Source organism: Rhodococcus ruber (assembly GCF_027270735.1).
GTDB lineage: Bacteria > Actinomycetota > Actinomycetes > Mycobacteriales > Mycobacteriaceae > Rhodococcoides > Rhodococcoides rubrum_A.
In genome coordinates, this window is record NZ_JAPWIJ010000016.1 from 34,464 (window position 1) to 60,426 (window position 25,963).

Annotated in this window: 25 protein-coding genes; 10 read left to right on the forward strand and 15 right to left on the reverse strand. The window is 64.9% G+C overall.

Annotated elements, in window-relative coordinates; all coding sequences use genetic code 11:
• Positions 1-23 precede the first annotated feature (23 nt).
• Positions 24-1,052, forward strand: coding sequence for a Glu/Leu/Phe/Val family dehydrogenase (locus O4220_RS25790; RefSeq protein ID WP_269608441.1), 1,029 nt, complete (start codon positions 24-26; stop codon positions 1,050-1,052).
• Positions 1,053-1,141: 89 nt separating this feature from the next.
• Here O4220_RS25790 and O4220_RS25795 read toward each other — a convergent pair whose 3' ends face one another.
• Together O4220_RS25795 and gabT are read right to left on the reverse strand one after the other, a co-directional pair.
• The gene (locus tag O4220_RS25795; RefSeq protein WP_269608398.1) at positions 1,142-2,593 is read right to left on the reverse strand and encodes an NAD-dependent succinate-semialdehyde dehydrogenase; all 1,452 of its coding nucleotides are present in this window, start codon (positions 2,591-2,593) and stop codon (positions 1,142-1,144) included.
• Between the two features lies 1 nt (position 2,594).
• Positions 2,595-3,959: a 4-aminobutyrate--2-oxoglutarate transaminase gene (gene gabT, locus O4220_RS25800; RefSeq protein ID WP_269608399.1), complete on the reverse strand. Its 1,365-nt coding sequence runs from the start codon at positions 3,957-3,959 to the stop codon at positions 2,595-2,597.
• Between the two features lie 129 nt (positions 3,960-4,088).
• Between gabT and O4220_RS25805 the strand changes: the two genes are divergently transcribed.
• Together O4220_RS25805 and O4220_RS25810 are read left to right on the forward strand one after the other, a co-directional pair.
• Positions 4,089-5,585 (forward strand): PucR family transcriptional regulator, encoded by a 1,497-nt coding sequence (locus O4220_RS25805; RefSeq protein WP_269608400.1) that lies wholly within the window; start codon positions 4,089-4,091, stop codon positions 5,583-5,585.
• A gap of 28 nt (positions 5,586-5,613) precedes the next feature.
• Complete coding sequence (locus tag O4220_RS25810) at positions 5,614-6,405, forward strand: YoaK family protein (RefSeq protein WP_269608401.1); 792 nt, start codon at positions 5,614-5,616, stop codon at positions 6,403-6,405.
• On the opposite strand, the gene O4220_RS25815 is transcribed toward O4220_RS25810, so the two are convergent.
• From O4220_RS25815 to O4220_RS25825, 3 genes are read right to left on the reverse strand one after another with little or no spacing between them, the layout of a single operon-like run.
• Positions 6,321-8,006 (reverse strand): flavin monoamine oxidase family protein, encoded by a 1,686-nt coding sequence (locus tag O4220_RS25815; protein ID WP_269608402.1) that lies wholly within the window; start codon positions 8,004-8,006, stop codon positions 6,321-6,323. The two genes, O4220_RS25810 and O4220_RS25815, sit on opposite strands and share 85 nt — an antisense overlap.
• Positions 8,003-8,824: a carbon-nitrogen hydrolase family protein gene (locus tag O4220_RS25820; RefSeq protein WP_269608403.1), complete on the reverse strand. Its 822-nt coding sequence runs from the start codon at positions 8,822-8,824 to the stop codon at positions 8,003-8,005. The genes O4220_RS25815 and O4220_RS25820 overlap by 4 nt, the downstream gene beginning before the upstream one ends.
• The gene (locus tag O4220_RS25825) at positions 8,821-9,453 is read right to left on the reverse strand and encodes a helix-turn-helix domain-containing protein (RefSeq protein WP_269608404.1); all 633 of its coding nucleotides are present in this window, start codon (positions 9,451-9,453) and stop codon (positions 8,821-8,823) included. Before O4220_RS25825 ends, O4220_RS25820 begins: the two co-directional genes overlap by 4 nt.
• Before the next feature lie 115 nt (positions 9,454-9,568).
• Between O4220_RS25825 and speB the strand changes: the two genes are divergently transcribed.
• Entirely contained in the window at positions 9,569-10,528 is a 960-nt protein-coding gene (gene speB, locus O4220_RS25830) for an agmatinase (RefSeq protein WP_269608405.1), read from the forward strand.
• A gap of 4 nt (positions 10,529-10,532) precedes the next feature.
• On the opposite strand, the gene O4220_RS25835 is transcribed toward speB, so the two are convergent.
• Together O4220_RS25835 and O4220_RS25840 are read right to left on the reverse strand one after the other, a co-directional pair.
• A complete protein-coding gene (locus O4220_RS25835; RefSeq protein WP_269608406.1) occupies positions 10,533-11,432 on the reverse strand; it encodes a universal stress protein in 900 nt (299 codons plus the stop codon).
• Positions 11,429-12,871, reverse strand: a complete 1,443-nt coding sequence (locus O4220_RS25840; protein WP_269608408.1) for an amino acid permease — start codon at positions 12,869-12,871, stop codon at positions 11,429-11,431. Before O4220_RS25840 ends, O4220_RS25835 begins: the two co-directional genes overlap by 4 nt.
• Before the next feature lie 176 nt (positions 12,872-13,047).
• Here O4220_RS25840 and O4220_RS25845 point away from each other — a divergent pair, with 176 nt between their 5' ends.
• The 4 genes from O4220_RS25845 (at position 13,048) to O4220_RS25860 (ending at position 16,333) form a co-directional block, all read left to right on the forward strand.
• Positions 13,048-14,262, forward strand: a complete 1,215-nt coding sequence (locus O4220_RS25845) for a PucR family transcriptional regulator (protein WP_269608409.1) — start codon at positions 13,048-13,050, stop codon at positions 14,260-14,262.
• Positions 14,263-14,487: 225 nt separating this feature from the next.
• Positions 14,488-14,643: a hypothetical protein gene (locus O4220_RS25850; protein WP_269608410.1), complete on the forward strand. Its 156-nt coding sequence runs from the start codon at positions 14,488-14,490 to the stop codon at positions 14,641-14,643.
• On the forward strand, positions 14,640-15,707 hold the full coding sequence (locus tag O4220_RS25855; RefSeq protein ID WP_032376563.1) for a TerC family protein: 1,068 nt from the start codon (positions 14,640-14,642) through the stop codon (positions 15,705-15,707). The genes O4220_RS25850 and O4220_RS25855 overlap by 4 nt, the downstream gene beginning before the upstream one ends.
• Positions 15,708-15,784: 77 nt before the next feature.
• Positions 15,785-16,333, forward strand: coding sequence for a Dps family protein (locus O4220_RS25860; RefSeq protein ID WP_094680590.1), 549 nt, complete (start codon positions 15,785-15,787; stop codon positions 16,331-16,333).
• Between the two features lie 66 nt (positions 16,334-16,399).
• On the opposite strand, the gene O4220_RS25865 is transcribed toward O4220_RS25860, so the two are convergent.
• The gene (locus O4220_RS25865; RefSeq protein ID WP_269608411.1) at positions 16,400-16,861 is read right to left on the reverse strand and encodes a hypothetical protein; all 462 of its coding nucleotides are present in this window, start codon (positions 16,859-16,861) and stop codon (positions 16,400-16,402) included.
• Positions 16,862-16,989: 128 nt separating this feature from the next.
• On the opposite strand from O4220_RS25865, the gene O4220_RS25870 reads away from it, so the two are divergent.
• On the forward strand, positions 16,990-17,187 hold the full coding sequence (locus O4220_RS25870) for a CsbD family protein (protein WP_027496220.1): 198 nt from the start codon (positions 16,990-16,992) through the stop codon (positions 17,185-17,187).
• A gap of 81 nt (positions 17,188-17,268) precedes the next feature.
• On the opposite strand, the gene O4220_RS25875 is transcribed toward O4220_RS25870, so the two are convergent.
• Complete coding sequence (locus tag O4220_RS25875; protein WP_269608413.1) at positions 17,269-17,997, reverse strand: EAL domain-containing protein; 729 nt, start codon at positions 17,995-17,997, stop codon at positions 17,269-17,271.
• The gene (locus O4220_RS25880) at positions 17,994-19,247 is read right to left on the reverse strand and encodes a PucR family transcriptional regulator (RefSeq protein WP_269608414.1); all 1,254 of its coding nucleotides are present in this window, start codon (positions 19,245-19,247) and stop codon (positions 17,994-17,996) included. Before O4220_RS25880 ends, O4220_RS25875 begins: the two co-directional genes overlap by 4 nt.
• Before the next feature lie 356 nt (positions 19,248-19,603).
• Between O4220_RS25880 and O4220_RS25885 the strand changes: the two genes are divergently transcribed.
• Positions 19,604-20,791 (forward strand): esterase/lipase family protein, encoded by a 1,188-nt coding sequence (locus O4220_RS25885; RefSeq protein WP_057475753.1) that lies wholly within the window; start codon positions 19,604-19,606, stop codon positions 20,789-20,791.
• Between the two features lie 88 nt (positions 20,792-20,879).
• Here O4220_RS25885 and O4220_RS25890 read toward each other — a convergent pair whose 3' ends face one another.
• The 5 genes from O4220_RS25890 to O4220_RS25910 are packed head-to-tail and all read right to left on the reverse strand — an operon-like array spanning position 20,880 to position 25,949.
• Complete coding sequence (locus O4220_RS25890) at positions 20,880-21,902, reverse strand: LLM class flavin-dependent oxidoreductase (RefSeq protein WP_269608415.1); 1,023 nt, start codon at positions 21,900-21,902, stop codon at positions 20,880-20,882.
• Between the two features lie 33 nt (positions 21,903-21,935).
• The gene (locus O4220_RS25895) at positions 21,936-22,766 is read right to left on the reverse strand and encodes a glycosyltransferase family 2 protein (RefSeq protein ID WP_269608416.1); all 831 of its coding nucleotides are present in this window, start codon (positions 22,764-22,766) and stop codon (positions 21,936-21,938) included.
• Entirely contained in the window at positions 22,763-23,767 is a 1,005-nt protein-coding gene (locus O4220_RS25900) for a glycosyltransferase (protein WP_269608417.1), read from the reverse strand. Before O4220_RS25900 ends, O4220_RS25895 begins: the two co-directional genes overlap by 4 nt.
• The gene (locus O4220_RS25905; RefSeq protein ID WP_269608418.1) at positions 23,764-24,873 is read right to left on the reverse strand and encodes a glycosyltransferase; all 1,110 of its coding nucleotides are present in this window, start codon (positions 24,871-24,873) and stop codon (positions 23,764-23,766) included. The genes O4220_RS25900 and O4220_RS25905 overlap by 4 nt, the downstream gene beginning before the upstream one ends.
• Positions 24,870-25,949 (reverse strand): glycosyltransferase, encoded by a 1,080-nt coding sequence (locus O4220_RS25910; RefSeq protein ID WP_269608419.1) that lies wholly within the window; start codon positions 25,947-25,949, stop codon positions 24,870-24,872. The genes O4220_RS25905 and O4220_RS25910 overlap by 4 nt, the downstream gene beginning before the upstream one ends.
• Positions 25,950-25,963: the final 14 nt, after the last annotated feature.

Here is a 25,963-nt window from a genome sequence, read left to right on the forward strand (position 1 = left end):
CAGGCGTCTTCGACCGTCCCGACATGCCGCGCGACTCCGCGCACGAACGCGTCGTGTTCTGCCAGGACCGCGATACCGGGCTGCGCGCGATCATCGCCGTCCACTCCACCGTTCTCGGGCCGGCCCTCGGCGGAACTCGCTTCTACCCCTACGCATCCGAGCAGGACGCGTTGACCGATGTACTGCGACTCTCCCGAGGAATGACCTACAAGGCCGCTGTTGCGGGCGTAGATCTCGGCGGCGGCAAGGCCGTGATCATCGGCGATCCCACCGCCATCAAGACCCCGACGCTGCTGAACGCGTACGGCCGGTTCGTCGAATCGCTCCGCGGAACCTACGTCACGGCAGGTGATATGGGCACCAACAGCAACGATCTCGACATCATCGCCGAAGAGACGGCGCACGTCGTCGGCAAGAACACCACCGCGGGCGGCACCGGAGACAGCGGTCCGCAGACCGCGCTCGGGGTCTTTCTCTCGCTCCGTGCCTCAGCCGAATCGACATGGGGCTCCGACGATCTGACCGGCAAGCGCGTCGGCGTCGAGGGTGCGGGCAAAGTGGGCTACAACCTCGTCGCTTTGCTTCGCGAGGCCGGTGCCGAGGTGATCGTCAGCGACTCCTACGCGCCCGCGCTCGATCGCATCGCTCTGGACTTCCCCGGAGTCACCATCGGATCCGACATCATCGGTGCCGACGTCGACGTCTACGCACCGTGCGCCATGGGTGCCACCCTCGACGCCTCCTCGGTGGCCCGATTGACGGCGTCCATCGTCTGCGGCGCGGCCAACAACCAGCTGCTCACACCCGACGTCGAAACGATGCTGGCGGCGCGCGGAATCGTCTGGGTGCCTGATTACGTCGCCAACGCCGGCGGACTGATTCAGGTGGAAGGCGAACTGCGCGGCAAGGATTCGGACCAAGTGATGGCCACGATCGGGAGGATTCGCGACACGGTCTCCGGCATCTTCGCCATCGCGCGTGCCGAGGGCATTCTGCTGGGAGCCGCAGCCGATCGCATGGCCGAAGACCGGATCGCAGCCGCGCAGAGCTGAGAACGGACCGGCACGAATCGCTCCACTCTCGGCCGTCGATCGGGAATTCCCCCGCTGACGGTCGCAGAGTGGAGCGCTACGTGCACCGGCTACTGCAGCGCGATGTACTTGGTCTCGAGGTATTCCTCGATGCCCTCCGACCCGCCCTCGCGCCCGAAGCCCGATTCCTTGACGCCACCGAACGGGGCGGCCGCGTCGGAGATCGCACCGCGATTGACCCCGACCATGCCGGTGTCCAGAGCCTCCGACACCCGCAGGGCCCGGTCGAGGTTCTCGGTGTAGAAGTACGCCACCAACCCGTAGCGGGTGTCGTTCGCGGCGGTCACCGCCTCGTCCTCGGTGTCGAATCCGATGATCGCTGCCACCGGGCCGAAGATCTCGTCCTGCAACAGGTTCGCGTCCGCGGGGATGCTGTCGAGAACCGTCGGCGTATAGAAGAATCCAGGTCCATCCGGTGCCGTGCCGCCGGTGCGCACCCGAGCACCCTTCGCGACGGCATCGTCGACCAGTGCGGTGACCGTTCCACGCTGTTTGTCGTTGATGAGCGGCCCGATATCGGTGCCCTCTCGGTCACCCGGACCGACCACCAGGGCCTCGATTCGCGCCGTCAACTTCGCGGTGAATTCCTCACGCACGGAGTTCGCGACGTACAGGCGGTTGGCTGCGGTGCAGGCCTCGCCGCCGTTGCGCATCTTGGCGAGCATCGCCCCGTCCACGGCCGCGTCGATGTTCGCGTCGTCGAACACGATGAAGGGGGCATTGCCGCCGAGTTCCATCGATGTCCGTAGCAGTCGGTCGGCTGCGTTGCGTACCAACAGCTTTCCCACTCCCGTCGAACCGGTGAACGTGACCTTCCTCAGCCTGGGGTCGTCCATCAGCGGTCCGGTGACCGCCGCGGCATCGGAGGCCGGGAGGATCGAAAGCACCCCACTGGGCAACCCCGCGTCGGCGAACACCTGTCCGAGAAGAAGCATCGTGAGCGGAGTGTCCTCGGCCGGCTTGACGATGACGGTGCACCCGGCAGCAAGAGCGGGCCCGATCTTCCGCGTTCCCATGGCCAACGGAAAGTTCCACGGTGTGATGGCCAGCACCGGACCGACGGGCATCTTGGTTACCAGGATTCGGCCGTTTCCTGCCGGCGCCGGGGTGAACCGGCCGCCGATCCGAACGGCTTCCTCGCTGAACCAGCGCAGGAATTCGCCGCCGTAGTTCACTTCACCACGGCTCTCCGCCAACGACTTCCCCATTTCGAGGGTCATCAGCAGAGCGAAATCGGCGGCGCGAGCCTGCAGCAGGTCGAAGGCGCGCCGCAGAATCTCTGCCCGCTCGCGGGCAGGCGTTGCTGCCCATTCACCCTGCGCGGCAGCCGCGAGATCGAGCGCGGTGATCCCGTCGGCCGCGGTGGCGTCGGCGACGGTGGTCAGTTCCTCGCCGGTCGCCGGGTTCAGTACCGAGAACCGGGCACCCGACGCCGACGGTGTCTGCGCACCGCCGAGCCAGAGATCGGTGGGAAGCGAGGAGATCAAATCCTGGGCCGACATGTCAGTTCCCCTGTGCCACAGCGCGAAGCGCGCCTTCGAGGACGGTGAGCGCGTCGTCCAACAGCTCGTCGGAGATCACGAGCGGCGGCAGCAAGCGGATGACGTTGCCGTAGGTTCCGCACGTCAGCACGATCACCCCGGCCTCGAGTGCCGCAGCCGCAACGGCTTTGGTTGCTTCGGGATTGGGCTCACGTCCACCGGGTACGACCAGTTCGACGGCCAACATGGCTCCGCGTCCGCGAAGGTCACCGATGATGGAGACGTCAGGAGCCAACGCGTGCAGCCGGTCGAGCACGATGCGTTCGATGTCGCGGGCGCGGGCGTTGAGGTCGAGAGTCTCCATCTGCTCGATGGATGCCAGTGCGGCAGCGCAGGCAACCGGGTTGCCGCCGTACGTTCCACCGAGTCCGCCGGGGTGCACGGCGTCGATCAGGTCTGCGCGGCCGGTGACCGCGGCCAGCGGCATTCCGCCCGCGATGCCCTTCGCCATGGTGATCAGGTCCGGGACGACGCCCTCGTGCTCACTGGCGAACCAGGCACCGGTTCGGGTGAATCCGGATTGCACCTCGTCGGCGATGAAGACGACGTCGTTCTCGCGCGCCCAGTTCGCCAGGGCAGGCAGGAACCCCTCGGCCGGCACGACGAAGCCGCCCTCACCCTGAATCGGCTCGATCAGGATGGCCGCGAGATTGCCTGCACCGACCTGCTTTTCGATGACGGAGATCGCCCGTGCTGCAGCCTGGGCACCGGTGACCGCGGAACCGTCCGCGTTCAGGCCTTCACGGAACGGATACGACATCGGAGCACGGTAGACCTCCGGAGCGAACGGTCCGAACCCGCTCTTGTACGGCATCGACTTCGAGGTCAGTGCCATAGTCAGGTTGGTACGGCCGTGGTAGGCGTGGTCGAACACGACGACCGCCGAGCGGCCGGTGGAGTGCCGCGCGATCTTGACCGCGTTCTCCACAGCCTCGGCACCGCTGTTGAACAGGACGGTGCGCTTGTCGTGATCTCCGGGGGTCAGTTCGGCCAACTTCTCCGCGACTGCGATGTATCCCTCGTAGGGCGCGATCATGAAGCAGGTGTGGGTGAAGTGAGCGACCTGATCCTGCACGGCGGCGACGACAGCGGGATTCGAGGCACCGACGGTCGTCACGGCAATTCCGGCACCGAGATCGATCAGCGAGTTGCCGTCCACATCGACGACGACGCCGCCGTCTGCGTCGGCAACGTAGACCGGCAGGGTCGACGCCACGCCTGCACCGACGACAGCCTTGCGGCGCTCCGCCAATGCCGACGACTTCGGTCCGGGGAACGCGGTGACGATCTTGCGCTCCTGTGGAAGTCGGTACTCGATCGAGGCCATGGTCGCACCTTTCGTCTGGGCTGGTTCAGCAAGTATGCGACTGCTCGTTCGCCGAGTCGGCTGCCATTTCGTCCAACCTGTGAGCCGATCGCACTCCGTTTCGTCGACCCCAGGATTACAGTGCGATATGTGAGCGTGCAGATGTCCTGGCTGCTGAGGCAGCGACACCTTCGACTGAGTCATCGCGGCGGACCCGAGCGCAGTTCTGCGTCCATCACCTTCGCGCAGGCAACCGAGCTCACCGACCCCAGCCCCTGGCTGTCGGGCGGCGAGTTGATTCTGACGACCGGGCTGGGCTTCGACTCCGACGGTCCCGCGCTCGACACCTACGTTCGCACCCTCGCGAACGCCGGTGTCGCCTGTCTCGGATTCGGAATCGGTTTGTCTCACAGCGTGATTCCCCAGCATCTCCTCGACGCCGCAGACGAGGTAGGCCTTCCGGTCGTGGAAGTTCCCTACGACACTCCGTTCGCAGCCGTCATTCGGGCGGTCATGAAGCGAATCTCGGAGCAGGAGTACGAGCAGGTCGTTCGTGCTGCGTCGGTACAGAACCGCATCACGCGAGCAGCTCTGCACGGCGGCGTCGACGCGATCGTCCGGGAACTCGCCGTTGCCACGTCGACATCGGTGGCACTGATCGGTAGGCGCACCGAATCGTTCCATCCGACGGACGCATCGAGCCTCGTCGAGCAGGCCCGCGACATCGCTGGCAGCATTCGTCCGTCGGCGTCGCCTGCCACGGTCTCGGTGAGCGAACCGGGCCGCACCGTGAGTCTGCATTCCGTCCCGATCACCGGCAGCGCGCCGACTTTCCTGGCCATCCGCACCGCTGGTCCGATGACCGGGGTCGAGCAGATCCTGCTCGGCCATGCCGTTTCGCTGGTGACCCTCGAACTCGAGAAGCCGGCGCGCCTGCGCGCCGAGCAGTCCAGGCTCAACACCCTGGCGCTCGGGCTGCTCCTCGACGGGCATCTGACCACCGACGAGGACGCGCTGCTGCCCAGCTACCTCACCGATGCTGCCGACGACGACTCTCACATCAGGGTTGCGGTGGTTCGCGGACCATCCGAACGCATCGTCGACGCGATCGATGCCGAGTCTCGGCTCCGGGCGCGGCCCACCTTCGCCCGGACGACCGACACCGGCTGCACACTCTTGCTCCGCGGCTCCGACGACGCCACATTTGTTGCACGCCTGATGGATTCGTTGCCCCGATCGACGTGCGTAGGCCTCAGTTCCCGCCTTCGGATCACCGAGTCCCCCGCGGCGCTCCGACAAGCCTCGCTCGCCTGCGCGGCTGCCGGATCCCACGATCGCATCGTCGAATTCAGCGGATCGATGTTGCTGGCCTCCGAACCGGTGCAGGAGTCGTTGCGCGCCATGGCTGCGGTGACCATCGCCGTGCTGGCCGAATACGACCGCATCCATACCGCCGATCTGGTGGCGTCACTTCGGGCTTTCCTCGAGGCCAACGGGCACTGGGAAACCGCTGCGGCACAACTGTCCGTTCATCGACACACGCTGCGAAACCGGATCACGCGGTGCGAGGAACTACTCGCGGTGGATCTCACGTCCGCGCGCGTGCGCGCGGAATTGTTGCTCTCACTGATTTCCGCAACGACGTGAATATCGGCAATCGTGTCAGGATCTGTCGATGACCACGCCACGTCCTGAACCCCACATCGCTGTCGCTACCGCGAAGTCGGTTCGACTCGGGGTACTCCTGGCCGCAGTCGGGGGCTTTCTCGACGCCTACACCTACGTCACTCGAGGCGGAGTGTTCGCAGGTGCCCAGACCGGCAACGTGGTGCTGCTCGGCGTCGATATCGCCGGCGGGCGTTGGATCGACGCGCTGGCGTTCCTACCGCCGTTGGCGGCGTTCGTGCTGGGAGTCGCGACAGCGGAGTTCATCGCGTTGCCCGCGGTGGCAAAGGTCGTACGGCGGCCGGTCCGTGCGGTGCTCGTCTTCGAGATCGTCGTGGTTCTGGTCGTCGGATTTCTGCCGGCAACCGTGCCCGACGCCGTCGTCTCGGTCATCCTCGCGCACGTGGCCGGTGTGCAGGTGACCACCTTTCGCGTACTGGTGGATTCGCCTTTCAACACCACGATGACCACCGGAAATCTACGCAGCATGGCGATGGCAGCTTTTCATCGTGTTGTCGACCACGATCGCGAGGCAGGCACGCGGGCACGACGGTTCGGCGCGGTGATCTCCGGGTTCCTCGGTGGCGCGCTGCTGGGCGCAGCTGCGGTCGAGCTGTTCGGACTGCGAGCCATCTGGGTCGTGGCGCTGATGCTGACCATCGCCCTGGCGCTGTTCGTCTTCGACGAGCGCACGCCCCGGTCACTCCATCCGAAGTCTCAGTCGCCCAATCGAAGCGGCGCGATGGACTCGAAGACGTCGCCCGGTCCCGGATTGCCCTCGGCGGACGAACCGCCCAGATGATGCACGACGCCCCACACTGCGTTCAGTGCCGTATGAATCGCACCCTCGGCCCAACCCGCGGTCCACGAGATGTCGTCGCCGGCCAGGAATATCCCCCGGTGTCGGGGCTCGAGCTCGTCCTGCATGAAATGGGTGAACAGCCTCTCCTGGTATCGGTAGTGACCCGGCAGGTTCGCTTTGAATGCACCCATGAAATCGCGTTCGGTCTCCCAGGACAGTGTCACCGGGGTCGAGATGATGTGGCTGCGGAAGTCGACGCCGGGGTAGATCTCCTCGAGCGAGCGCAACATGATGTTCATCCGCTCGGTCGGGTCGAGGGCCAGCAGCTTGAGCGAATCGTCGGACCAGGTGTAGGACAGGCAGATCAGACCCGGCTTGCCCTCGCCCTGATCGAGTAGGTAGGTGCCGCGGCTCATTCGGTCGGTCAGCGTCATGCTGACCAGGTCTCGTCCGGTGGCTGGATCCTTGTCCTTCCAGAACGGCCGATCGACGAGTGCGAACACTTTGGTCGACCCCATGTAGTGGGTGCGTTCGATGGCGGTCCAGTGATCGATGGGAAACAGGCCGTCGTCACATCTGATGTTGCTGAGCAGCATCCAGCTCTGGGCCGTGACGACGGCGGCCGCATAGGTGCGGATGTTGCCGCGATCGTCGTGGATCGTGGTGCCGCCGTCGGTGCGCCTGATCTCGGTGACGCGCGACATCGTGGTGCCGCCGTTCAGTGAGGCCACCGATGTGCCTGCAGGCCAGTGCACCATGTTCGCAGGTGAGTCGGTCCACAGCCGCATCGGCAGTTGCTGTGAGCCTCCGACGATTCCGCGGTGGTGGTCGTCCGCTGCCGTACTGACGACGCGAAGGATCTCGAGAATCGAGTTGGGATAGTCGGTATCCCAACCACCCGTTCCGAAACCGACCTGGCCGAACAGCTCTCGCATGCGAAACGACGAGAAGTGCTCGGACGCAGCGAGGAAACCGTAGAAGGTCTGGTCGTCGAATTTCACGATCAGCTCGTTCCAGATCCTCTTGATCTCGGCCGCGTCGCGTCTTCGGATGGCGCGCTGTAGCGGAACCAGTTCGGCATGCTCCTCGAGTGTCCGGTTCCACGCGTCGGCAACCTCGGCGAAGATAGGCGGAAGCTCGTCGAGCTTGCGTGCGTAGTGGCTCTCGCCCTTGAGGTCGATCACCGTGCTCGGTGTCACCTCTGCCAACGGATTCGGAAACGGCGTCGTCTCGAGCCCGACGGCGTCGAGGTAGTGGAACAGCGTGGTCGACGACGGCGGAAACCGCATCGCACCCATCTCGGCCACCACTCCTGGGTACCCGTCGAACGGTACCGAGCGCATCCTGCCGCCGATTCGATCCGATTCGTACACAACGGGTTCGAACCCGAGACGCAGCAGCTCATGGGCGACGACCATGCCCGCCAGTCCGCCGCCGATCACGGCGACCTGGGTACCGAGGGCCGCGTCGGGAATGCTGCCGAGACCGGCCGGATGCGCGAGGTAGTCGTCGTACGCGAACGGGAAGTCCGGGCCGAACATGGTGAGTGGCTGTTCGTCCTCGGATTCGATCGAGCTGTCCGGGGTGACGGGTGTGGTCATCGGTCGGTCTCCTGCTCGGGCCTCGAGGACCCTGTCGGGTAAAGATCATGGCGCCGATCGGCCAGATGCGTGTTGACGGCGCGGGATCGAGCGAGCTCGGCCGGATCCAGCGCGACCGTCAGAAGTCGTTCGTGCGCCCCGGCTCGCGCTATGTCGTTGCCACCGGGCGCGACGGCGCAGGTGAGTCCGCAGTACGTCAGGCCGGCCTCGGCACCGCAGCGATTCACGTAGGTGATGAACAGTTGACTCTCGTACGCCCTCGTCGGGACTACGTGGGTTGCGATGATCTCGAACGGCGTCATCAAACCGGTCGGGACGAGCAACCACTGCGTTCCGGCATCGGCATGCGCACGCACTGTTTCCGGAAATTCGACGTCGTAACAGGTGAGCAGACCGCAGCGCAGACCTCCGAAGTCGAACTGCACCAACAGTTCCGGCCCAGGAGCGAAGTGCGTGCGATCGAGTTCACCGAAGAGGTGGGTCTTGCGGTATCGGGCGATCGACAACCCGGATGCGTCGACCACCTGGACCGAGTTGAACACCGTTTCACCGCTGCTCTCGGGATACCCGTACACGATTGCGACATTTCGAGATCGCGCGATAGCGGCGATGCGCTCGAAGATCGGACCGTCGAACGGTTCGGCGCGCTCCCGCACGAGATCTCCGATGTCGTAACCACTGACCGACATCTCCGGCGTGATCAGGATGGACGCCCCTGCGGCAGCCGCGCCCTCTGCGGCAGCATCGATCGCCGCGAGGTTCGTATCCACATCGGCGGAGAACTCCGGTCCTTGAAACAACGCGACGGTGACAGTCATGCGGAAAACTCCTGTTTCATCACAGGCAACTGCTCTGGCAACGCCGGAGCGAGTACCCACAGAACCTGCGCACCGTCGCTACCCTCGCTGCGAAAACTGTGCGGTCGCCTGGGCGAGAAGGTGAACGCATCGCCCGCCCCGAGCAGGACGTCGTCGCCGCCGAAGTTGCCGTCGGGGTCGGCCTCGAAGGTCACCCGCACCTCGCCGGACAACACGTGCACGAACGTGACGTCCAACGGCAGGGTGTACGCCTCCGCCCCACTGCCGCCGCCCTCCTCGATATGCCCCAGCAACACCTGGACGCGCCGCTCTCCCACCGGAGTCAACAAATACTCCGTCATCGCCTCGCCGCCGAACACGATGCGCGGCAACGACTGTGCGCGTACGACGTCACCCACCGGGGCATCGTCGAACAGGGAGCCGACCGGTACGTCGAGCGCAGCGCATACCCGCACCAACGACGCAACCGAGGCGTTCACCTGATCGCGCTCGAGCTTGGACAGGTACCCCTTGGTCACCCCACACGTCTCGGCGAGCGCATCCAGAGTCAACCGCTTCTTCTGCCGAGCCTCCCTGAGCCGCGCACCGATACGCGGTGCATCGCCTACGACCGAGGTAGCAAGGGACACTGCTCTCGCCTTTCAGGAAACTCGTGTTGACAAGATCGAGCATCAGAGTAACGCTTGCCGGGCGAACTGGTCGACCGACCGTGACCGGACTCCTGAAATTCGGAAGGAATTGTCGATGAACCCGAGCAATCCCGAGCACCCACCGATCGGTCCGGTCGACGCCACCAAGGTCCCCCGCTTCGCCGAGCCGACCACCTTCGCGCGGCTGCCCCGTCTCGACGAGGTGTCCCGCGCCGACGTCACCATCCTCGGCGTCCCGTTCGATTCCGGCGTGAGTTACCGCCCGGGTGCACGTTTCGGCCCGGGGCACATCCGAGCAGCCTCGAAACTGTTGCGGCCGTACAACCCTGCGCTGAAGGTCTCGCCCTTCGCCCGTCAACAGGTGGCGGACTTCGGCGACATCGGGGTCAATCCGTTCGACATCGCCGAGGCACTGACCACGGTGCACGACGCCGTGACGGACCTGCGCGCCGACGGCTCGTCGGTTCTCACCCTCGGCGGTGACCACACCATCGCACTGCCGATCCTGCGTTCCCTCGCGCGCGACCACGGGCCGATAGCAGTGCTGCACTTCGATGCTCACCTCGACACGTGGGATACGTACTTCGGTGCGCCGTACACCCATGGCACACCGTTTCGGCGGGCCAGCGAGGAAGGGCTCATCGACCTCGAACGCTCACAACACATCGGTATCCGCGGCCCTCTCTACAGCGAGCAGGACCTCGAGGACGACCGGGTGCTCGGCTTCCAGGTCATCCGCTCCGACGACTACGAGGTCGACGGCGTGGCCAGCATCGTCGAGCGGATGCGCCGTCGCCTCGACGGTGGCCCGGTCTACGTCTCGGTCGACATCGACGTACTCGACCCAGCACACGCTCCGGGCACCGGCACTCCCGAAGCCGGGGGAATGACCACTCGCGAACTGTTGAACACGCTGCGCGGACTCGTGGGGCTGAACGTGGTCGGTGCCGACATCGTCGAGGTTGCGCCCGCATACGACCACGCCGAAATCACCGGAATCGCCGCGGCGCACGTGGCCTACGAACTGCTCTCGGTGCTGGCCCTGAACCGATAGAACGTCACCGACGCGGCAACACCAAGATCGGTACCGGTGAATGACGAATGATCTTCGTTGCCCGCGAACCGAGGAACACACGAGCGATGGGCCCCAACGGTCCGGACGATCCGATGGTCAGTACTTCGCCGTCCTGCCAGTGCAGTTCGTCGAGGGCTTCGCGCCAACTCCCGGCCGAGGCCAACTCGGTTGTCACCTGTTCGGCGGGAAGACCCACCGCAACGGCGTCGTCCACCGCCGCGGTGAGTGCCTCGCTCAGCCCGCGGGCGAGTTCGGCGGCAACGTCGTCCTCGGCTTTCAGTCCGATCTCGGGTGGGTACATCGTTGCCCCGCGCACGACGAACGACGCCAATCGGAGTGGAATACCTGCATCCCTGGCCAGTTCCGCGGTGGGTCCCACCACGCGCGAGGCTTCGCTGTCGCCGGAGAACGCGCAGGTGATCCGCGTCAGCGTCGCACGTTCACGCATGCGATAGCCGCGCGGAGCGAGCGCTACCGTCACCGGCGAGGAGTGCAGGAGCTTGTCCGCGGTCGACCCGACGACAACTTGCCCGAGCGCCCCGTCGCCCGAGGAACCGAGAACCAGAACCGAAGCCGAGAAGTTCTGTGCCGCTTCGGTCAGCGCGGTCGACACCGAGCGATGCGCCACGCGATGGAACGAGGCGGTGATGTCGGGAGCCCGGTCCTCCAGATAGTGCCGCGCCTTCGCCTCGGACTCGGCTGCCGTCACCGCCGCCCAATCCGCGAACTCGGCATCGACGCGTGCCATCGACGGCGTGGACCACGGCTTCGGCACCACCGTCGCAACGTCGATGTCGGTACCCGACGACCGCGCGAGCTGGGCACCCAAATCGAGGGCACCGACACTGCCTTTTCCCGGCGCGAAGGCGATCAGAACGCTCATTCCGCGTCCTTTCCAACCGATCGGAGCGCCGAATGATGCCGACCCCACACGAAGTAGAACGCGAGAACCACGGCGAGCCACAGCCCGAACCAGAACCACGTGGTCCACCGCAGACCGGACAGGATGTACACGCACGCGGCGACCGACAACACCGGCGTCACCGGGTAGCCCGGGACCTTGAACGGACGCTCCAGGTCCGGCATCGTCCGACGAAGCACGATCACCCCGATCGCCACGACTATGAACGCGACGAGGGTTCCGATCGACACCAGATCGGCCAGCTTGTCGAGCGGAATGAACGCAGCGAGAATCGAGATGATCACCGCGACCACGATCGTGTTGTTGACCGGGGTGTGCGTGCGCGGACTGACTTTGGCAAACGCCTTCGGCAACATGCCGTCTCGGCCCATGGCGAACAGAATGCGAGTCTGCCCGTACATCGTCACCAGGGTCACCGAGAAGATCGAAATGACCGCGCCGGCAGCCAGAATCGTTGCCGGCCAGGCCTGCCCGGTGACGTTGCGAAGAATCTCGGCCAAGCCGGCTTCCTCCTGCCCGGCGAAGGCGGTCCACGGCTGAGTCCCCAGCGCTGCCACGGCGACCACGAGGTAGAAGACGATGACGACGATGAGCGCAGCAATGATGGCTCGCGGCATGGTCTTCTGTGGATTCTTCACCTCGTCGCCCGCGGTGGACACCGCGTCGAGTCCGATGAACGAGAAGAAGATGGTGCCTGCGGCCGCGGTGACACCGGCAGTACCCAGCGGCATGAAATCGGAGAAGTTCCCCGAGTCGAAGGCGGAGAATCCGACGACCGCGAACAGTGCGAGCACACCGAGTTTGATGACGACCATGACCGCATTGACTGCTGCGGATTCACTGGCACCGCGAATGAGCAGCACGGCGCACAAGACGATCAGGACCACAGCGGGCAGGTTCATGACTCCAGGGTCGGCGTCACCCGGTGCAGCGGACAACGCATGCGGGATGGTGAAACCGAAGAGGTTGTTGAGCAGTTCGTTCAGATACCCGCTCCACCCCACGGCGACGGCGGCACTCGACACCCCGTATTCGAGCAACAGGCAGGCCGCGACCCCCATCGCGACCACCTCACCCATCGTCACGTAGGCGTACGAGTAGGTAGAGCCGGAAACCGGCACTGCCGACGCCATTTCGGCGTAACAGATGGCAGCGAGTCCGGCCGCGATACCTGCCGCCAGAAACGAGAGCACGACCGCGGGACCGGCCTCGGGAACGGCCAGCGACAGCACGAAGAAGATACCGGTGCCGATGGTGGCACCGACGCCGAACATCGTCAGCTGAAATGTGCCGATGGTGCGTTCCAGACCGCCACTGCTCTGCTGGTCCGGGTCCACGATCGGTTTCTTGCGCAACAGCTGTGATCGCAGACTCGATGCGGGTCTGTTCGACGAAGTCATGGTCGGCTCTCCCAACGTGGAGGCGAACGTGCGGATCGGCTGATTGTGCTCCCAGATAGTGCCTGTCGCATATCGAACACGCCGCGAGATGTCTCGATTCACGCAGCGACTCGTTTCGGGACTGCCACTGCGATGCCTACCATTGACCTTCGATCGGATGGGAGACGAGCGAACACATGGCCACACAGGAGGGCGGGGCACGGCTCGACACGGTCGCTGCGCTGGCTGCGTCGGACGCCGGCGGCCTCGACGTCGTGTTTCTCGGCAACTTTCTCGACGTCCTCACCGACGCCGTGAACGCGGGCGTCCCGCTCAGACGACAACAGCTCAGAGCGTTCCGAGCTCAGGGTGATGCTGCCGCGCGCGCCGGAGTCGCATTGCGAGCACTCCTCGACCTGTATCTCTCCTCGGCTTGGCGGCTGTGGCGAGAACTGCCCGCAGTGACGGCAGCCGCCGACAATCCGGCCGGCGTCGTGACGGCAGGCGAGGTGATGCTGCGGGCCGTCGACGACGCGGTGGCCGAGCTCGCCGAAGGGTTTCAACTCGCCCGTCGCACGCTCGTTCGGGCCGAGGTACTCGCCCGCCGTGAGTTCGTCGACGATCTGCTGTCCGGAACGTCCGACGTCGCCGGCGTACTCGGACGCGCCCAGACGTTCGGGCTGGACCTGTCGAGTCCGCACGCGGTAGCGGTGGTCACGTCGAGCAAGCCGTTCACGGACGCGAGTTCGGCGATCGGGCTCGTCGAACGCAGCGTGCAAGGCAGCAAAGGTGACGCCGAGTTGCTCGTCGCAACCAAACAGGGCCGGTTGATTCTGGTCTTCCCTGCACCCGACCGCGATGCCGTCGAGCATGTTCTCACCAAGGCGGGACGTGTCCTCGGTACGTCCGCACACATCCCGACCGACTCCGTCGACCTCCGTCGCGACGGCGAGTACGGCAGGACGCAGATCGGGGTCGGTCGCCCACGCGGAGGAGCAGCAGGGGTCGCCGCGTCGTACCGCGAGGCGCTCGATGCTCTCGAACTCGCCTCCTCGCTCGGACTCGACACGCCGGTAGTCGATGCGCGAGATCTGCTGGTCTATCGAGTTCTCATCAGTGACCGGGCCGCCATCGCCGATCTTGTCGACACGTTGCTGACGCCGCTTCTGGTCGCCCGCGGTGGTGCGGGTCCGTTGCTGGAAACGTTGCAGGTGTACTTCGACACCGGCGCGAACTCTGCGTCCACCGCGCGACGCATGCACTTGTCGGTGAGGGCGGTCACGTACAGATTGTCGCGAATACATGATTTGACCGGTCAGGATGTGGGCAACCCGGTCGAGGCATTTGCGCTGCATACAGCCGTACTCGGTGCCATGCTGCTCGACTGGCCTGGCGGTCGCCTGTCGTCATGACAGGTACGATCGCCTAACTTGCCGGATTCCGGCAACCAATTCCGACGAAACATGTCCGCAAAACGACCCTGCCTGCACGAAACTGAACAGTCACACTGGAGTAGTCGCGGTCGGACCTACTAGCCGTGGGGCCCCGTGGAGTGACCCACGATTCCCGTCGAGCAGAACGCTCGGCCAGAACGCCACCGGCATCATACGAACGAGAACGCAAGGAGCATGTGACAGATGTCGTCATTGGTACAGAAGTTGACCACATTCGCTCGCAGCCCACAGGGCAAGAAGATGGTCGATCAGGCGCGTAGATACGCAACCAAGCCGGAGAATCAGGCGAAGTTGAAGCAACTCGGTAGCAAGTTCACCGGTAAGGGTGGTCGTTCATGAACGTCGTTCCGTGGTGGGCGTGGGCGGCATTCGGTGCCGTCGTCCTCATCCTGCTGGCAATCGACCTGCTCGCGCACCGTGGTGCCCACATCATCGGCTTCAAGGAGGCCGCGTGGTGGAGCGCACTGTGGGTCGGCGTGGCCATAATCTTCGGCATCGTCGTGTTCTTCACGCTCGGCACGACGGCAGGCGTGGAATACACCACGGCGTGGTTGCTGGAGAAGAGTCTGTCCGTCGACAACCTGTTCGTCTTCGCGCTGATCTTCGGCTACTTCAAGGTTCCCCGTGAGTACCAGCACCGCGTGCTGTTCTTCGGTGTGATCGGCGCCCTTGTCTTCCGTGCCATCTTCCTGGCCGCCGGTGTGGCCATCGTCAGCAAGTTCGCTGCCGTTCTGTTCGTCTTCGCAGCCATCCTCCTCTACAGCGCTTACAAGTTGATGAAGGACGAGGACGACTCGTACGACCCCGGCACCTCCATCGCAGTGCGCTTGCTCAAGAAGATCGTCCCCGTTCAGGACGAGTACTCCGGTACCAAGTTCTTCGTCAAGGAAGCAGGCAAGCGAGTGGCCACGCCACTGCTCGCCGTCGTAGTAGCGATCGAGGCCGCCGACCTGGTGTTCGCAGTCGACAGCGTTCCTGCTGTTCTGGCGGTTACCGACGACCCGTTCATCGTGTATTCCTCGAATGCGTTCGCGATCCTCGGACTGCGTGCCCTGTACTTCTTGCTCGCAGGGTTGCTCGAGAAGTTCCACTACCTGTCCAAGGGTCTGGCGATCATCCTCGCCTTCATCGGCGTCAAGCTGATCCTGCAGGCCGGACACAAGGTGATCAGCACGTCGATCCCCGAGATCCCCTCTCTGGTCAGCCTGGTGGTCATCATCGTGGTCCTGGCAGGCTCGATCATCCTGAGCCTGAAGAATCCTCCGGAGGAAGACAGCGCCGACGCGATCGACAAGGCCGCGGCCGACAGTCCGATCGTCGATCCGACGGACGGAACATCCACCGCCGGCTCCTCGTCGACGGGAACGTCGGGTACGGATTCACCGAGACTCGACAAGTCCTAGCACCGCACGACACATGCCCCGCCGATCAGTTCGGCGGGGCATGTTTGTGTTCCGGGGCGTTGGGGCAAACACTGATCATGGCTGAAAAGAACTCGTACACCGTTCCCGGACTCACCTCGGAAAAGGGCGCGCGCGTCGCCGAGATCTTGCAAGATCGACTGAACGCGTACAACGACCTACACCTGACGCTCAAGCACATTCACTGGAATGTCGTCGGACCCAACTTCATCTCGGTGCACGAGATGCTCGACCCGCAGGTCGAAGCGGTTCGCGGTTTCGCAGACGACGTCGCCGAGCGCATCGCAACCCTCGGCTCCTCGGCCAAGGGCACGCCCGGCACCATCGTCTCCGAACGTAGCTGGGACGACTACTCGATCGGACGCGCGACGGCCATCGAGCACCTCGGAGCTCTCGATCTCGTCTACACCGGCGTCATCGAGACCACTCGTAAGAACATCGACGAGGTCGGCGAGATCGACCCCATCACCGAGGACATGCTGATCGGCCAGAGTGCCCAGCTCGAACTGTTCCACTGGTTCGTTCGCGCACACCTGGAGAACTCCGGCGGCCAGCTGTCCACCGCGAGCGCATCCACCGAGGTCGACGCGGCAATTCAGGCAGGCTAGACCCTCTCGACCACAACACCGACCTCGCCGTTACCGGCGGGGTCGGTGTTTTTCGTCCGAGCGAGTTCAGTCGGTCGGCCTGGCCTCGTGCCCGCGGCGGCCGTGCGTACGACGCTGCTCCTTCATCTCTGCCTCGAAGACGTGGCGGCGACCGTCGAGCAGTTCGTCTCGCACCGCCCGCTCGTGATCGCGCAGAGGACTCCAGTAGCCGTCGTCGAATTCCTCGACGAGCTGGAACGTCCAGCGTCCGGGCGCGATGTTCCTGCCGATCATGTCGTCGTCGATTCGCTGTGCGATCGCATCGTGGTCGGCTTCGGCGAGTGCCTCGACGGCTTCTCCGAGCAGCAGGTCGGAGTGACCCATCAGTTGGTGGAACGAGTAAAGGTGCCCGCGGGCCCGCTCGACGCATTCGAGCGCTTCGGACATCTTGCCCACAGCGGCCACGGTCGCATCGTCCACACCGCTCGGACGCCGATGCTCCGGGGACGGTGTCTCGTGGGCGGGCTGGGCGTCGGTATCTGAGTTCATGGTCGACGGTTACCCGGATGGCATCTGTACAACCGCCACACAATCGCACGCACAACGGGGATTACCGCGTCCGATCGTGGGTATAGCTCTCTCCGAAAAGGTAGGACAATCTATTTCGAGGAGTTCACATGGCTGATTTCATCGACAAGGCAAAGCACAAGGCCGAAGAGCTGGTGGGCGAAGCCAAGGAAAAGATCGGCCACAAGACCGACAACGACGATCTTGCTGCCGAAGGCGCGAAGGATCAGGCCTCGGGCAAGACCAAGCAGGTCGGCGACGACGTCTCCGACGCTGCAGGCAACATCAAGGACAAGTTCACCAACTGATTCTTCGGTTCGGTCGACCAGGACCCCGCATCTCGAGTTGTTCGAGATGCGGGGTCCTCGGTCTGTGTGCCATCACCGGCCTCAGATCGGCGGATTCGGCAGCGGCATCGGCCGGCCGAACAGCCAGCCCTGCCCCAGGGTCGCGCCCAACGCCATGGCGCGACGCAGATGCCGACGAGTCTCGATTCCTTCCGCCAGCAGAGTTGCGTCGCTCGTGTCCAGGTAATCCCGTACCTGCTGGACCGCGGCGCGCGATCGGTACGGCGACCGAACGATCGACGCGTCGAGTTTGACGATGTCCGGCCCGACCGACGCCAGCAGGCCGAGCGTCGCCGGGGTCGCCCCGACGTCGTCCATCGCCACCGACATTCCACGCGCCCGTGCACCCCGAACCAGCGCCATCAGCATCGGTACGTTGCGGTCGAGGTCTCTCTCGGTGATCTCGAGGACCACGTCGAGGTCGTTGCCGATCGCATCGAGATGGATGTCGACATCCCGTTCGTCGACGAAGCAACCGGGCTCGATATTGAGAAAGAACCGCACTCTGCGTGAGAACGCGCGCTCGCGAGCCGCCCGCAGCGCGGCCGCCCGGCATGCGACGTCCACCCGACCCACCATGCCGCGCTCACGGGCGAGGGCGAACACTGCCTCGGGAACAGCCAGGCTGGGAGACGGCCACCTGGCGAGGGCCTCGTACCCGACGACCGCACCGGTCGACAGTTCGACGACGGGCTGAAACATCGCAGCCACCGACTCGACCGAATCGAGCGCTGCCGATGCTGCCAGTACCGCGCCGTCCGACACGGTCACGATATTCGCTCGTCCACCGGAGCACGACGTGCCTCGAGGCGGTCGGCGATCAAAGCCGCGTGCAGTCGGCGCAGTCCCGACGGCTTCATCGGATCCAGTCCGGTGAGCTGCTCCACGCGCTTGAGGCGATAGTCGACCGTGTTGGGGTGCACCGTCAGCCAGGTGGCCGTCTTCTTCCGGTTGGAGTCCGATTCGACGAAGGCCTGCAGCGTCGGCAACAGATCGACCGAATCGCGGAGCGGATCGATCAACGTCACGAGATGCTTGCGGCCCAGACCCGGCCTGCTCACCTGATACTCGAACACCAGATCCGCAATCCGATACGTTCCCGGGGCGTATCGCAACCTACGAACGAGACTCAGCAGCTCGTACAGATGCGGTGCAGTAGCAGCGATGTCGTCGATCGCTGCCGATGCGGTGGTCGCGGTAACGGCTATCTGCCCGCCGTCTGCGAAACGGCCGACCAGTTCGTCGACGTCGACTCCTGGGAGGTCGGGCAGCAGAACGGTTCCACCGGTAGCGCTGACGGATGCGATCGGCGCACATTCTGCGTCGAGCGTTGCCAGGGCCGCATGGATTCTTCGCAGCTTGCGCGCAGCCATCATGCCGGCGTCACCTCTGCGGGACCCTTCGTCGGCGTGGGCCGGGAAGTGCAGGGCCACCACGTGATAGTCCTCGGCGAGCAGTGCACCCATTCGATCAGCGATCTTGCGGGCCGTCCCATCGCCGGTCAGCAGCGCGTCGAGCAGTTCCGCGTCGTGTCGGGGACCGTTCTGAGTCAGCGTGCGAAATTCCGCGAGGTAGGCATCGGAGACGGATTCGGTGACGGCGTCGAGAAGCTCCATGATCAGCACTGTGCCGTCGATCGGATCATCGACGTTCTCGTCGACCGAGTGCGGAGCGGTGCGCAAACCCAGTGCGCAGCCCTCGTTTATCGCGTGCTGGATCCGGCCGAGCGGAACACCGTCACGGGCCCACCTCGTTGCAGCATCACGAAAAATGTCCATCGCACCCGCTATCGGTAGACGACCCGATTCCAGGACCCCCGCTGCGAGCTCGCAGCAGGTGGTCGTCATGTCGTCGAGCTCGCCGCGAGCACAGTCCCGCGGCGGTGGAGTGTCCTCCGGTTCCCCGATGTACTGATCCAACATCCGGGCTGCCGTCTCCCGCGGCGTCCGCAAGCGATCGGATGCACGTCGCCCGCCCACGTAATCCTCCTGTGGCACGTGCACGCTCTCTGTCGCGGTCACCCGACTCAACCCCTCGCACTCGAAACCTGGTTCAGGTTTGTCTGTCGTTTCGGCCCGACACCCACCTGGCTGTGGCACCGACCTCGTGCGTCGCTCCACTGCGCCCTGAGCTGAACTGCCGAACGGAGAAGCAACATACGAACCGTAGAACAATAATCAAACCTACGGATTGTTTTTGCCAATATATCCGGCAACTCATCTTGAAACGAGGTGGCTCACGTCACTTGTGACGCCCTCTCACAAATGACGCAGCAGTTGCGGGCAGATTCCAAACGCCAGGCCGGAGGCCGTAATCGACCGAAATCCGCGCCTACTGTTCCGGCTTGTCCATCAACCCTCGTCGAAAGTCAGGCTCCATGACCACTTCTCGGTCCACTTTCCGCGCAACGCGGAAAGCCACCACGGTGCGCGCTGCAATGATCGCGGCAATGGCGTGCTCGCTTGCCCTCGGTACCGGTGTTGCAGCACATGCCCAGCCCACTACCGCTCCCGCTCCGCCCGCCACCGTGCAGGGCGACGACGTCATCCCGCCCGCACCGACCGAGGCGTCACCCAAGGCCTCCGACCAGGGCATCGTTCCCCCGAGTCTCGATTCTGCTCTCCCCGCGACCAGCACCTACGATCCGAAGACCGAGACGAAGGGAACCGGTCCAGTATTCACCAACTTCATCGCCGGCTTCCTGTACAGCGTCGTCAACCCGGACATCGCGCCGCAGGGTGCCAACGACTGGAACTGCAAGCCATCGGCAGCACATCCACGACCGGTTGTCCTGCTGCACGGCACCTGGGAGAACGCATTCAACAACTTCGCCCGGATGTCGCCCGCGCTGAAGAAGGAAGGCTACTGCGTCTTCGCGCTGAACTACGGTGACACGGACGCCAGCATCGCCGGTCACCTCAAGTCGCTGCGCGGCACCGACTCCGTCGCCTCAAGCGCCAAGGAAATCGCTACCTACATCGACGCTGTGCGCACCGCCACCGGCTCCGCGCAGGTCGACATCGTCGGTCACTCGCAGGGTGGTCTCGTCACCCGCCAGTACCTCCGCTTCGAGGGTGGCGCAAATCCGGCCGATCCCACCAAGAACAAGGTGAACACCGTTGTCAGCGTCGCCGGCTCGAACCACGGCACCACGCTGGTCGGAATCGGCACGCTCGGTCGCACCATCAACAACATCGGCCTGAACGTGCTCGGTGTCGTGGGTGCAATCGCCGGTCCCGCGGCCTCCGACCAGGTCATCGACTCCCCGCTGGTCAAGGCATTGGCTGTGGGCGGTGACACCGACCCCGGAATCAAGTACACCGTGATCGGCACCAAGTACGACGAGGTGGTCACCCCCTACAAGACGACGTTCCTCACCGCAGGCCCCGGTGCCACGGTCAACAACGTCACCCTGCAGGACGGCTGCGGAATCGACCTGTCCGACCACCTGTCGATCTCGGTCTCGCAGCGCGCGATCGGAATCGTGAAGAACGCACTGGATCCGAAGGGCTTCCCCACGAAGTCGATCCCGTGCGCGTACAACTCCCCCATCACCGGCGGATAGTCACCCGCTCGGCACTGCACCGATGAGGACGATCGGCCATACGGTCGGTCGTCCTCATTGCTGTGCGGGCCTCATCGTTGTGCGGGCCTCATCGTTGTGCGGGCCTCCAGCCCAGGGCCGGACCCAGCTCGAGCGCCATGTCGGTGAGGATCTGCACATAGTCCTCGTGGTCGAAGCTGAACGGCAATGCGAACGCGACCTCGTCCACCTCGCAGAACGACTTGTTGGCATACAACTGCTCTGCGATGCGATCCGAGGTACCGACGAGGTCGGGTGCGAACATCATGCGCGCCGGGCCCTGCGGCTCGCGCGTGCGCGCCGATCGGCCCCGCGCGTACTCCTCGTACTTGGCGATCTGACCGGCACTGGCGCTGTCTGTCGGAATCACGACCAGTCCCTGCGACACCCTCGCATCGCGCCCTGCCGGATGGAACTGCCGGAACCTGTCGATGTGCGAGAGCTGAATCTCGTCGAACTCGGTCGACTCCTCGGCACGCACCACGCTGCTCACCAGAAGATTCATCTCGTTCTCACCGGCCCACTGCGCCGACCGGAGGCTTGCGCCGCCGTACCACATCCGACTGCGCAGCCCGGGTGAATGCGGTTGCACACGATCGGAATACGATTCGATTCCCTCGGTCCCCGCCCACGTCGACGCCGGCTCACCGGCCACGAAACCGAGCAACCTCGATACCCGTCCGTACCCGAAATCCTCGTCGTCAGCGGTCTCCGGATACAGCGAGTGCTTGACGCGCTCGAACTGCATCGGTGGACCCACACTGACGCCGGGATTGATCCGTCCACCCGAGAGCACGTCGACCGTCGCGAGATCCTCGGCCAAGCGCAGTGGGTTCTCCCAACCCAACGGGGTCACCGCCGTGCCGAGCGCTATCCGATGGGTCCGTTGCGAGGCCGCAGCCATCACAGCGATCGGTGACGAAATTCCGTACTGCAGATGTCGGTGTCGAAGCCACGCACTGTCGAAGCCCAGCCGCTCGCCGAGTTCGATGATGCTCAGCGTCGATTCGTGCCCCCTCGCGGGATCGGCTTCGTCGAACAAGCCGATCGTGAGGAAGCCGAGCGAACGCAGCGGCTGAGAAGGTTGGGGCACTGGGCTACTCCTCGGTCCGAATGTTCGACCAGCCTAGGCGAGGTGACCGGATGTGCGCCGAATGCCGGAGTCGCCGAACTCGATGAGACCGCGGGCCGCGAACGCGTCGAGCCAGCCGATCATCGGCCATCGACCCCACCGATCGAAGAACCTGCGCGCATTGGCAACGATGTCGTCGAGATGCTCCACTGGAGGATCGGAGACGGCATGCCACTGGTGATACGCGTGCGCTCCGCCCACCCACCGCAACCCGATGCCCGACGCCACCGCGGTGGCTGCGAAATCGGTGTCCTCGCCTCCGTAGCCGGTGTAGTCCTCGCAGAAACCACCCAGTTCGGTCCAGGTCTGCGTGGTGACGGCAAAGGACAGCGACCAGAAGAGGTCGAAGTTGTCCCCGTCCGCGACGGTTCCGGCGGGCGGATTCGGGCGCGCCGGATGTGGCGCGGTCAGTGCCGCCAAAGCCGGACCCTCGGCACCGGCGTCGCGTTCTTTCAGGTAGGTCACCGGACCGCACAGCAGGGATCGTTCGTTACCCGGTACGGCCGCCGCACAACGGTATCGCTCCAGCAATCCCGGCCCCGGGATGCAGTCGACGTCGAGGAACACCAACAGTTCCGCACCACGGTCGACTGCAGCAGCCGCGCCGAGGTTGCGCGCACGGGCCAGCGGTAGCGTGCCGTCCGCGGGGATCTCGATACATGTGGCGGCCGAACCGGTTCGGGTGAGTACGCCGGCAATCGCGTTGTCGCCCATGGACACGACGATGTGGTCGACCTGTTCCACGGCGGCCCCTCGCAGGCCGCGTACCTGAGCGCCCAGGTGCTCGTGTCGACCGGCCACCACGGTGACCACCGCGATCTTCACTGCCGGCTCCGTCGAGGTACGGATTGCTCGATGGCCCGCGCGGCTCTCCCGGGGGCACCGCCGGTGTGCAGCGCCGACCACCCGGCACCCCCGAGATCGAGAGCGCGGTCTGCCGTGGCATGCCACTGGGCTACCGACGGCCATGTATCGCACACCTCGGCGACGTACCCGTCCAACAGAGCGCGTCCAGTGGCCGACTGCTCGCCGAAGGGCCTGACCTGCGGGACGACGATGGCGGGCGCACCCGCCGCAGCGACGTCCGCGACGGCGTTCTGCCCGGCGTGTGTCACGACGAGAGCGGCCGAACACAGCACCGGCCATACGTCGTCGATCCAGTCGCCGCCTGCGACGCCGAGGGGGCGAAACTCGAAACGGGCGTCCACCGCGGACCACGAGTCCACCAGATCGCGGGTGAGCGACGTCCCGCCCGCCGCACCCAACACCACGACCGTCGGATCGCCCGGGAGCGAGGTTCGCTCGCGTCCGGCGAATCGGCTGATCGAGCCCGAGAACGTCGTCTTGTCCGCGTAGGGCAGCAGCCAGCCGGGGTCGTAGACCTCGCGTGACCACGGCGCGAGGATGTGGGTCGCTGCCCGGTAGGCGAGGCCGTGGATCGGATCGGTGCGCTCCCCCGGTATAGCCATGACGACAACCCGAACTCCCATGAGACGCACAAACATCGCCACTTCCACCGATACGTCCACCACCACCGCCGACGGCTTCTCACGCGCCACCCACTGCGCGATGATCGCCATCCGCTCGGTCAGACCGACCACGTCGTGCGGTGCCCAGTGCAGCACTCCGCCTGCCGAACTGTCCTGTGCCACAGCGTCCGTGGAGTCGTCCACATCGAGTGGTAACGAGAGCCATTCGGCCGCCGCATGCCCCGGAGGTCGAGTCCTCGACGACAGAACGGTCATCGGTTCCGACAACGAGCGTGCGATGGCGTCGGCGCGGGTGACGTGACCGACCCCGTGATGGTGTGCGTAATAGCCGATCATGCGATCGCGAGCCGATCGTCGACCGGGTCTCCGACCGCCTGGAGCGTCGAGCGGTACAGCGCCTCGTACTCGTCGACCATCCGATCCATCGAGCACACCGCTTCGGCGCGCGCCCTGACGTCGCTTCTCCTCAGAGCGGCTGCTCGAGGGATCGCCGCAGCGAGGCCCTGCACGTCGTCGGCCGGTACGAGAACTCCCGACGATGCGTCGACGATCTCCGGAATACCGCCTCGTGCGAACGCGGCGACGGGAGTGCCGCAGGCCAGCGCTTCCGCCACCACCAGGCCGTACGGCTCGGACCACACCGGCGACACCAGCGCGACCTCGGCACCGGCCACCAACGCCGCCAACGCCGGCTGGTCGAGGTGCCCGACGTAGCGAATGTCCTCGTCGAGCAGCGGTTCGACGACGTCGTGGAAGTAATCGAGATTACTCAGCGGACCCGCGATGCGCAGCGAGCGTCCTGCTTGCTTCGCGGCGGCGATGGCCAGGTGCAGTCCTTTCTCGGGAACGACCCGGCCGGACCACACCACGTAGTCACCACCGCTGCCGAAGGGCCACTCCTCCAACGAAATTCCGTTACGGATGACGACGGTGCCGCTAGTGACATCGGCCCACTGCGAGGCCGCGAACTCACTCACCGCGGCGAAGGTGTTGGCCCCGGCAGGGGCCAGCGCCACGGCCGACTCCAACCATGCGAACGGCGGGGTGTGCAGAGTCGTCACCATCGGCACCGACAACGTCGAGGACATGGCCAGCGGCAGGTAGTGCAGGCTGTGATTGTGCACGATGTCGAAAGACTCGGACAAAGTCCCGGCCAGCTCCATCATGACCGCGAGATAGGCGTGGTGTTCGCGAATGGCGGTCGGAGTGATCGAGACGTCGGCAATGGATATCGGCGTCAGATCCAATGTTCGGACCGGCAGCAACGTCGCGTCCAGATCGGCGCTCGAGCCGTCCGCTGCGAACAAACTCACCCGGTGTCCACGCTCGGTGAGCGCACGCACCAGATTGTAGACATGTGCCTCCAGACCGCCCGCGAAAGGCTGGGCCACCGGAAAACTCGATGACGCCAGCACCGCGATGCGAAGTGGGTTCTCGTTCAACGCATCTCCTTTGTCACTGCTGAATAGATTGCTGCGTGGGTTTCTGCGATCGTTCGTCTCTGCCTCGCTCGAACGTCTGGATCGAGTGCCGGAGTTCGATCGTCGTGCGCTGCCTGGACGGCGGCAACGAGGCTGTCCGCGTCGAACGAGTCGGTTCCCATCCGGAAGCTGTGCACCGGGGCTTGGTCTGCGTAGAAGCCACAGTCCGACGCGACCACGGCCGTCCCGAGATCGCGGCATGCCTCCAGCCAGCCCGAGTGGGTGCCGAACCGGTACGGCAGCAACGACACGTCGATCTCGGTGAGATAGTCCCATAGCGCGTCGTCGTCGAACCGCTGATGGACTCGCACGTCGACGTCGGGAAACGTGTTGTAATCCAACAGCTTTGCCCCGATCGTGGGGCTGTACCAGTGGCTCGTCGACTCGAAGACATCCTGATCGATGTCCAACCGCACCGTCGCATCGGGGAGAGATCTCGCGGCCTCGACAACCGCGTCCATCACCGCCAGCGGGTCCATGTTGGATCGCAGATTCTTGGCGTGAACCCCGATGACGAACGAGTCCGACAGGGGGCGAGCGCAGTTCATTCGCTCGAGCGGCACCACGTGAGGATGCTTCACCACTGTCGGGCGCACCCCCCACCGATCGTGGATCCAGGCGGCTGCGCCCTCGGTCAGGGTGATCACCGCATCGGCACCGCGAACCAGGACGTCCAGCTGCCGCAGATGATCGGTGTTGTCGGCGACATGGGGATTGTGCAGATCATGGACGGTCAGAACCAACGCCTGACTGTGGGCACGTAGGTGTTCGACGGTGCGAGCGAGCTCATCGGGACCGAAGGACTCGAACCCGAAATGCACGTGCAGAACGTCGAACCGAACGTCGGTCTGCTCGGCGAGCCACTCGGCATCGAGAAGCCGCGGCGGCCACCACTGACCGGGTACATCCACGCGGACGGGAGGAGGGTCGGGCAGCAACGTGACGGACCCGGGGGTGGACGGCGACGAGTCGCCGAGCACCGGCTGCAGGTGCTGAACGTAGACGTGCGAGGACGGAACCGAGGCAACACGAATCATGACTTCCTTCGGGT

Bases quoted from the DNA above. Each gene is read 5' to 3' on its own strand.
- O4220_RS25845 (WP_269608409.1), top strand. From the start codon at position 13,048: ATGGCCACACAGGAGGGCGGGGCACGGCTCGACACGGTCGCTGCGCTG.
- O4220_RS25820 (WP_269608403.1), bottom strand. From the start codon at position 8,824: ATGACTGTCACCGTCGCGTTGTTTCAAGGACCGGAGTTCTCCGCCGAT.
- O4220_RS25865 (WP_269608411.1), bottom strand. From the start codon at position 16,861: ATGAACTCAGATACCGACGCCCAGCCCGCCCACGAGACACCGTCCCCG.
- O4220_RS25810 (WP_269608401.1), top strand. From the start codon at position 5,614: ATGACCACGCCACGTCCTGAACCCCACATCGCTGTCGCTACCGCGAAG.
- O4220_RS25870 (WP_027496220.1), top strand. From the start codon at position 16,990: ATGGCTGATTTCATCGACAAGGCAAAGCACAAGGCCGAAGAGCTGGTG.
- O4220_RS25910 (WP_269608419.1), bottom strand. From the start codon at position 25,949: ATGATTCGTGTTGCCTCGGTTCCGTCCTCGCACGTCTACGTTCAGCAC.
- speB (WP_269608405.1), top strand. From the start codon at position 9,569: ATGAACCCGAGCAATCCCGAGCACCCACCGATCGGTCCGGTCGACGCC.
- O4220_RS25815 (WP_269608402.1), bottom strand. From the start codon at position 8,006: ATGACCACACCCGTCACCCCGGACAGCTCGATCGAATCCGAGGACGAA.
- O4220_RS25840 (WP_269608408.1), bottom strand. From the start codon at position 12,871: ATGACTTCGTCGAACAGACCCGCATCGAGTCTGCGATCACAGCTGTTG.
- O4220_RS25885 (WP_057475753.1), top strand. From the start codon at position 19,604: ATGACCACTTCTCGGTCCACTTTCCGCGCAACGCGGAAAGCCACCACG.
- O4220_RS25855 (WP_032376563.1), top strand. From the start codon at position 14,640: ATGAACGTCGTTCCGTGGTGGGCGTGGGCGGCATTCGGTGCCGTCGTC.
- gabT (WP_269608399.1), bottom strand. From the start codon at position 3,959: ATGGCCTCGATCGAGTACCGACTTCCACAGGAGCGCAAGATCGTCACC.
- O4220_RS25835 (WP_269608406.1), bottom strand. From the start codon at position 11,432: ATGAGCGTTCTGATCGCCTTCGCGCCGGGAAAAGGCAGTGTCGGTGCC.
- O4220_RS25900 (WP_269608417.1), bottom strand. From the start codon at position 23,767: ATGATCGGCTATTACGCACACCATCACGGGGTCGGTCACGTCACCCGC.
- O4220_RS25860 (WP_094680590.1), top strand. From the start codon at position 15,785: ATGGCTGAAAAGAACTCGTACACCGTTCCCGGACTCACCTCGGAAAAG.
- O4220_RS25795 (WP_269608398.1), bottom strand. From the start codon at position 2,593: ATGTCGGCCCAGGATTTGATCTCCTCGCTTCCCACCGATCTCTGGCTC.
- O4220_RS25790 (WP_269608441.1), top strand. From the start codon at position 24: ATGCCGCGCGACTCCGCGCACGAACGCGTCGTGTTCTGCCAGGACCGC.
- O4220_RS25850 (WP_269608410.1), top strand. From the start codon at position 14,488: ATGTCGTCATTGGTACAGAAGTTGACCACATTCGCTCGCAGCCCACAG.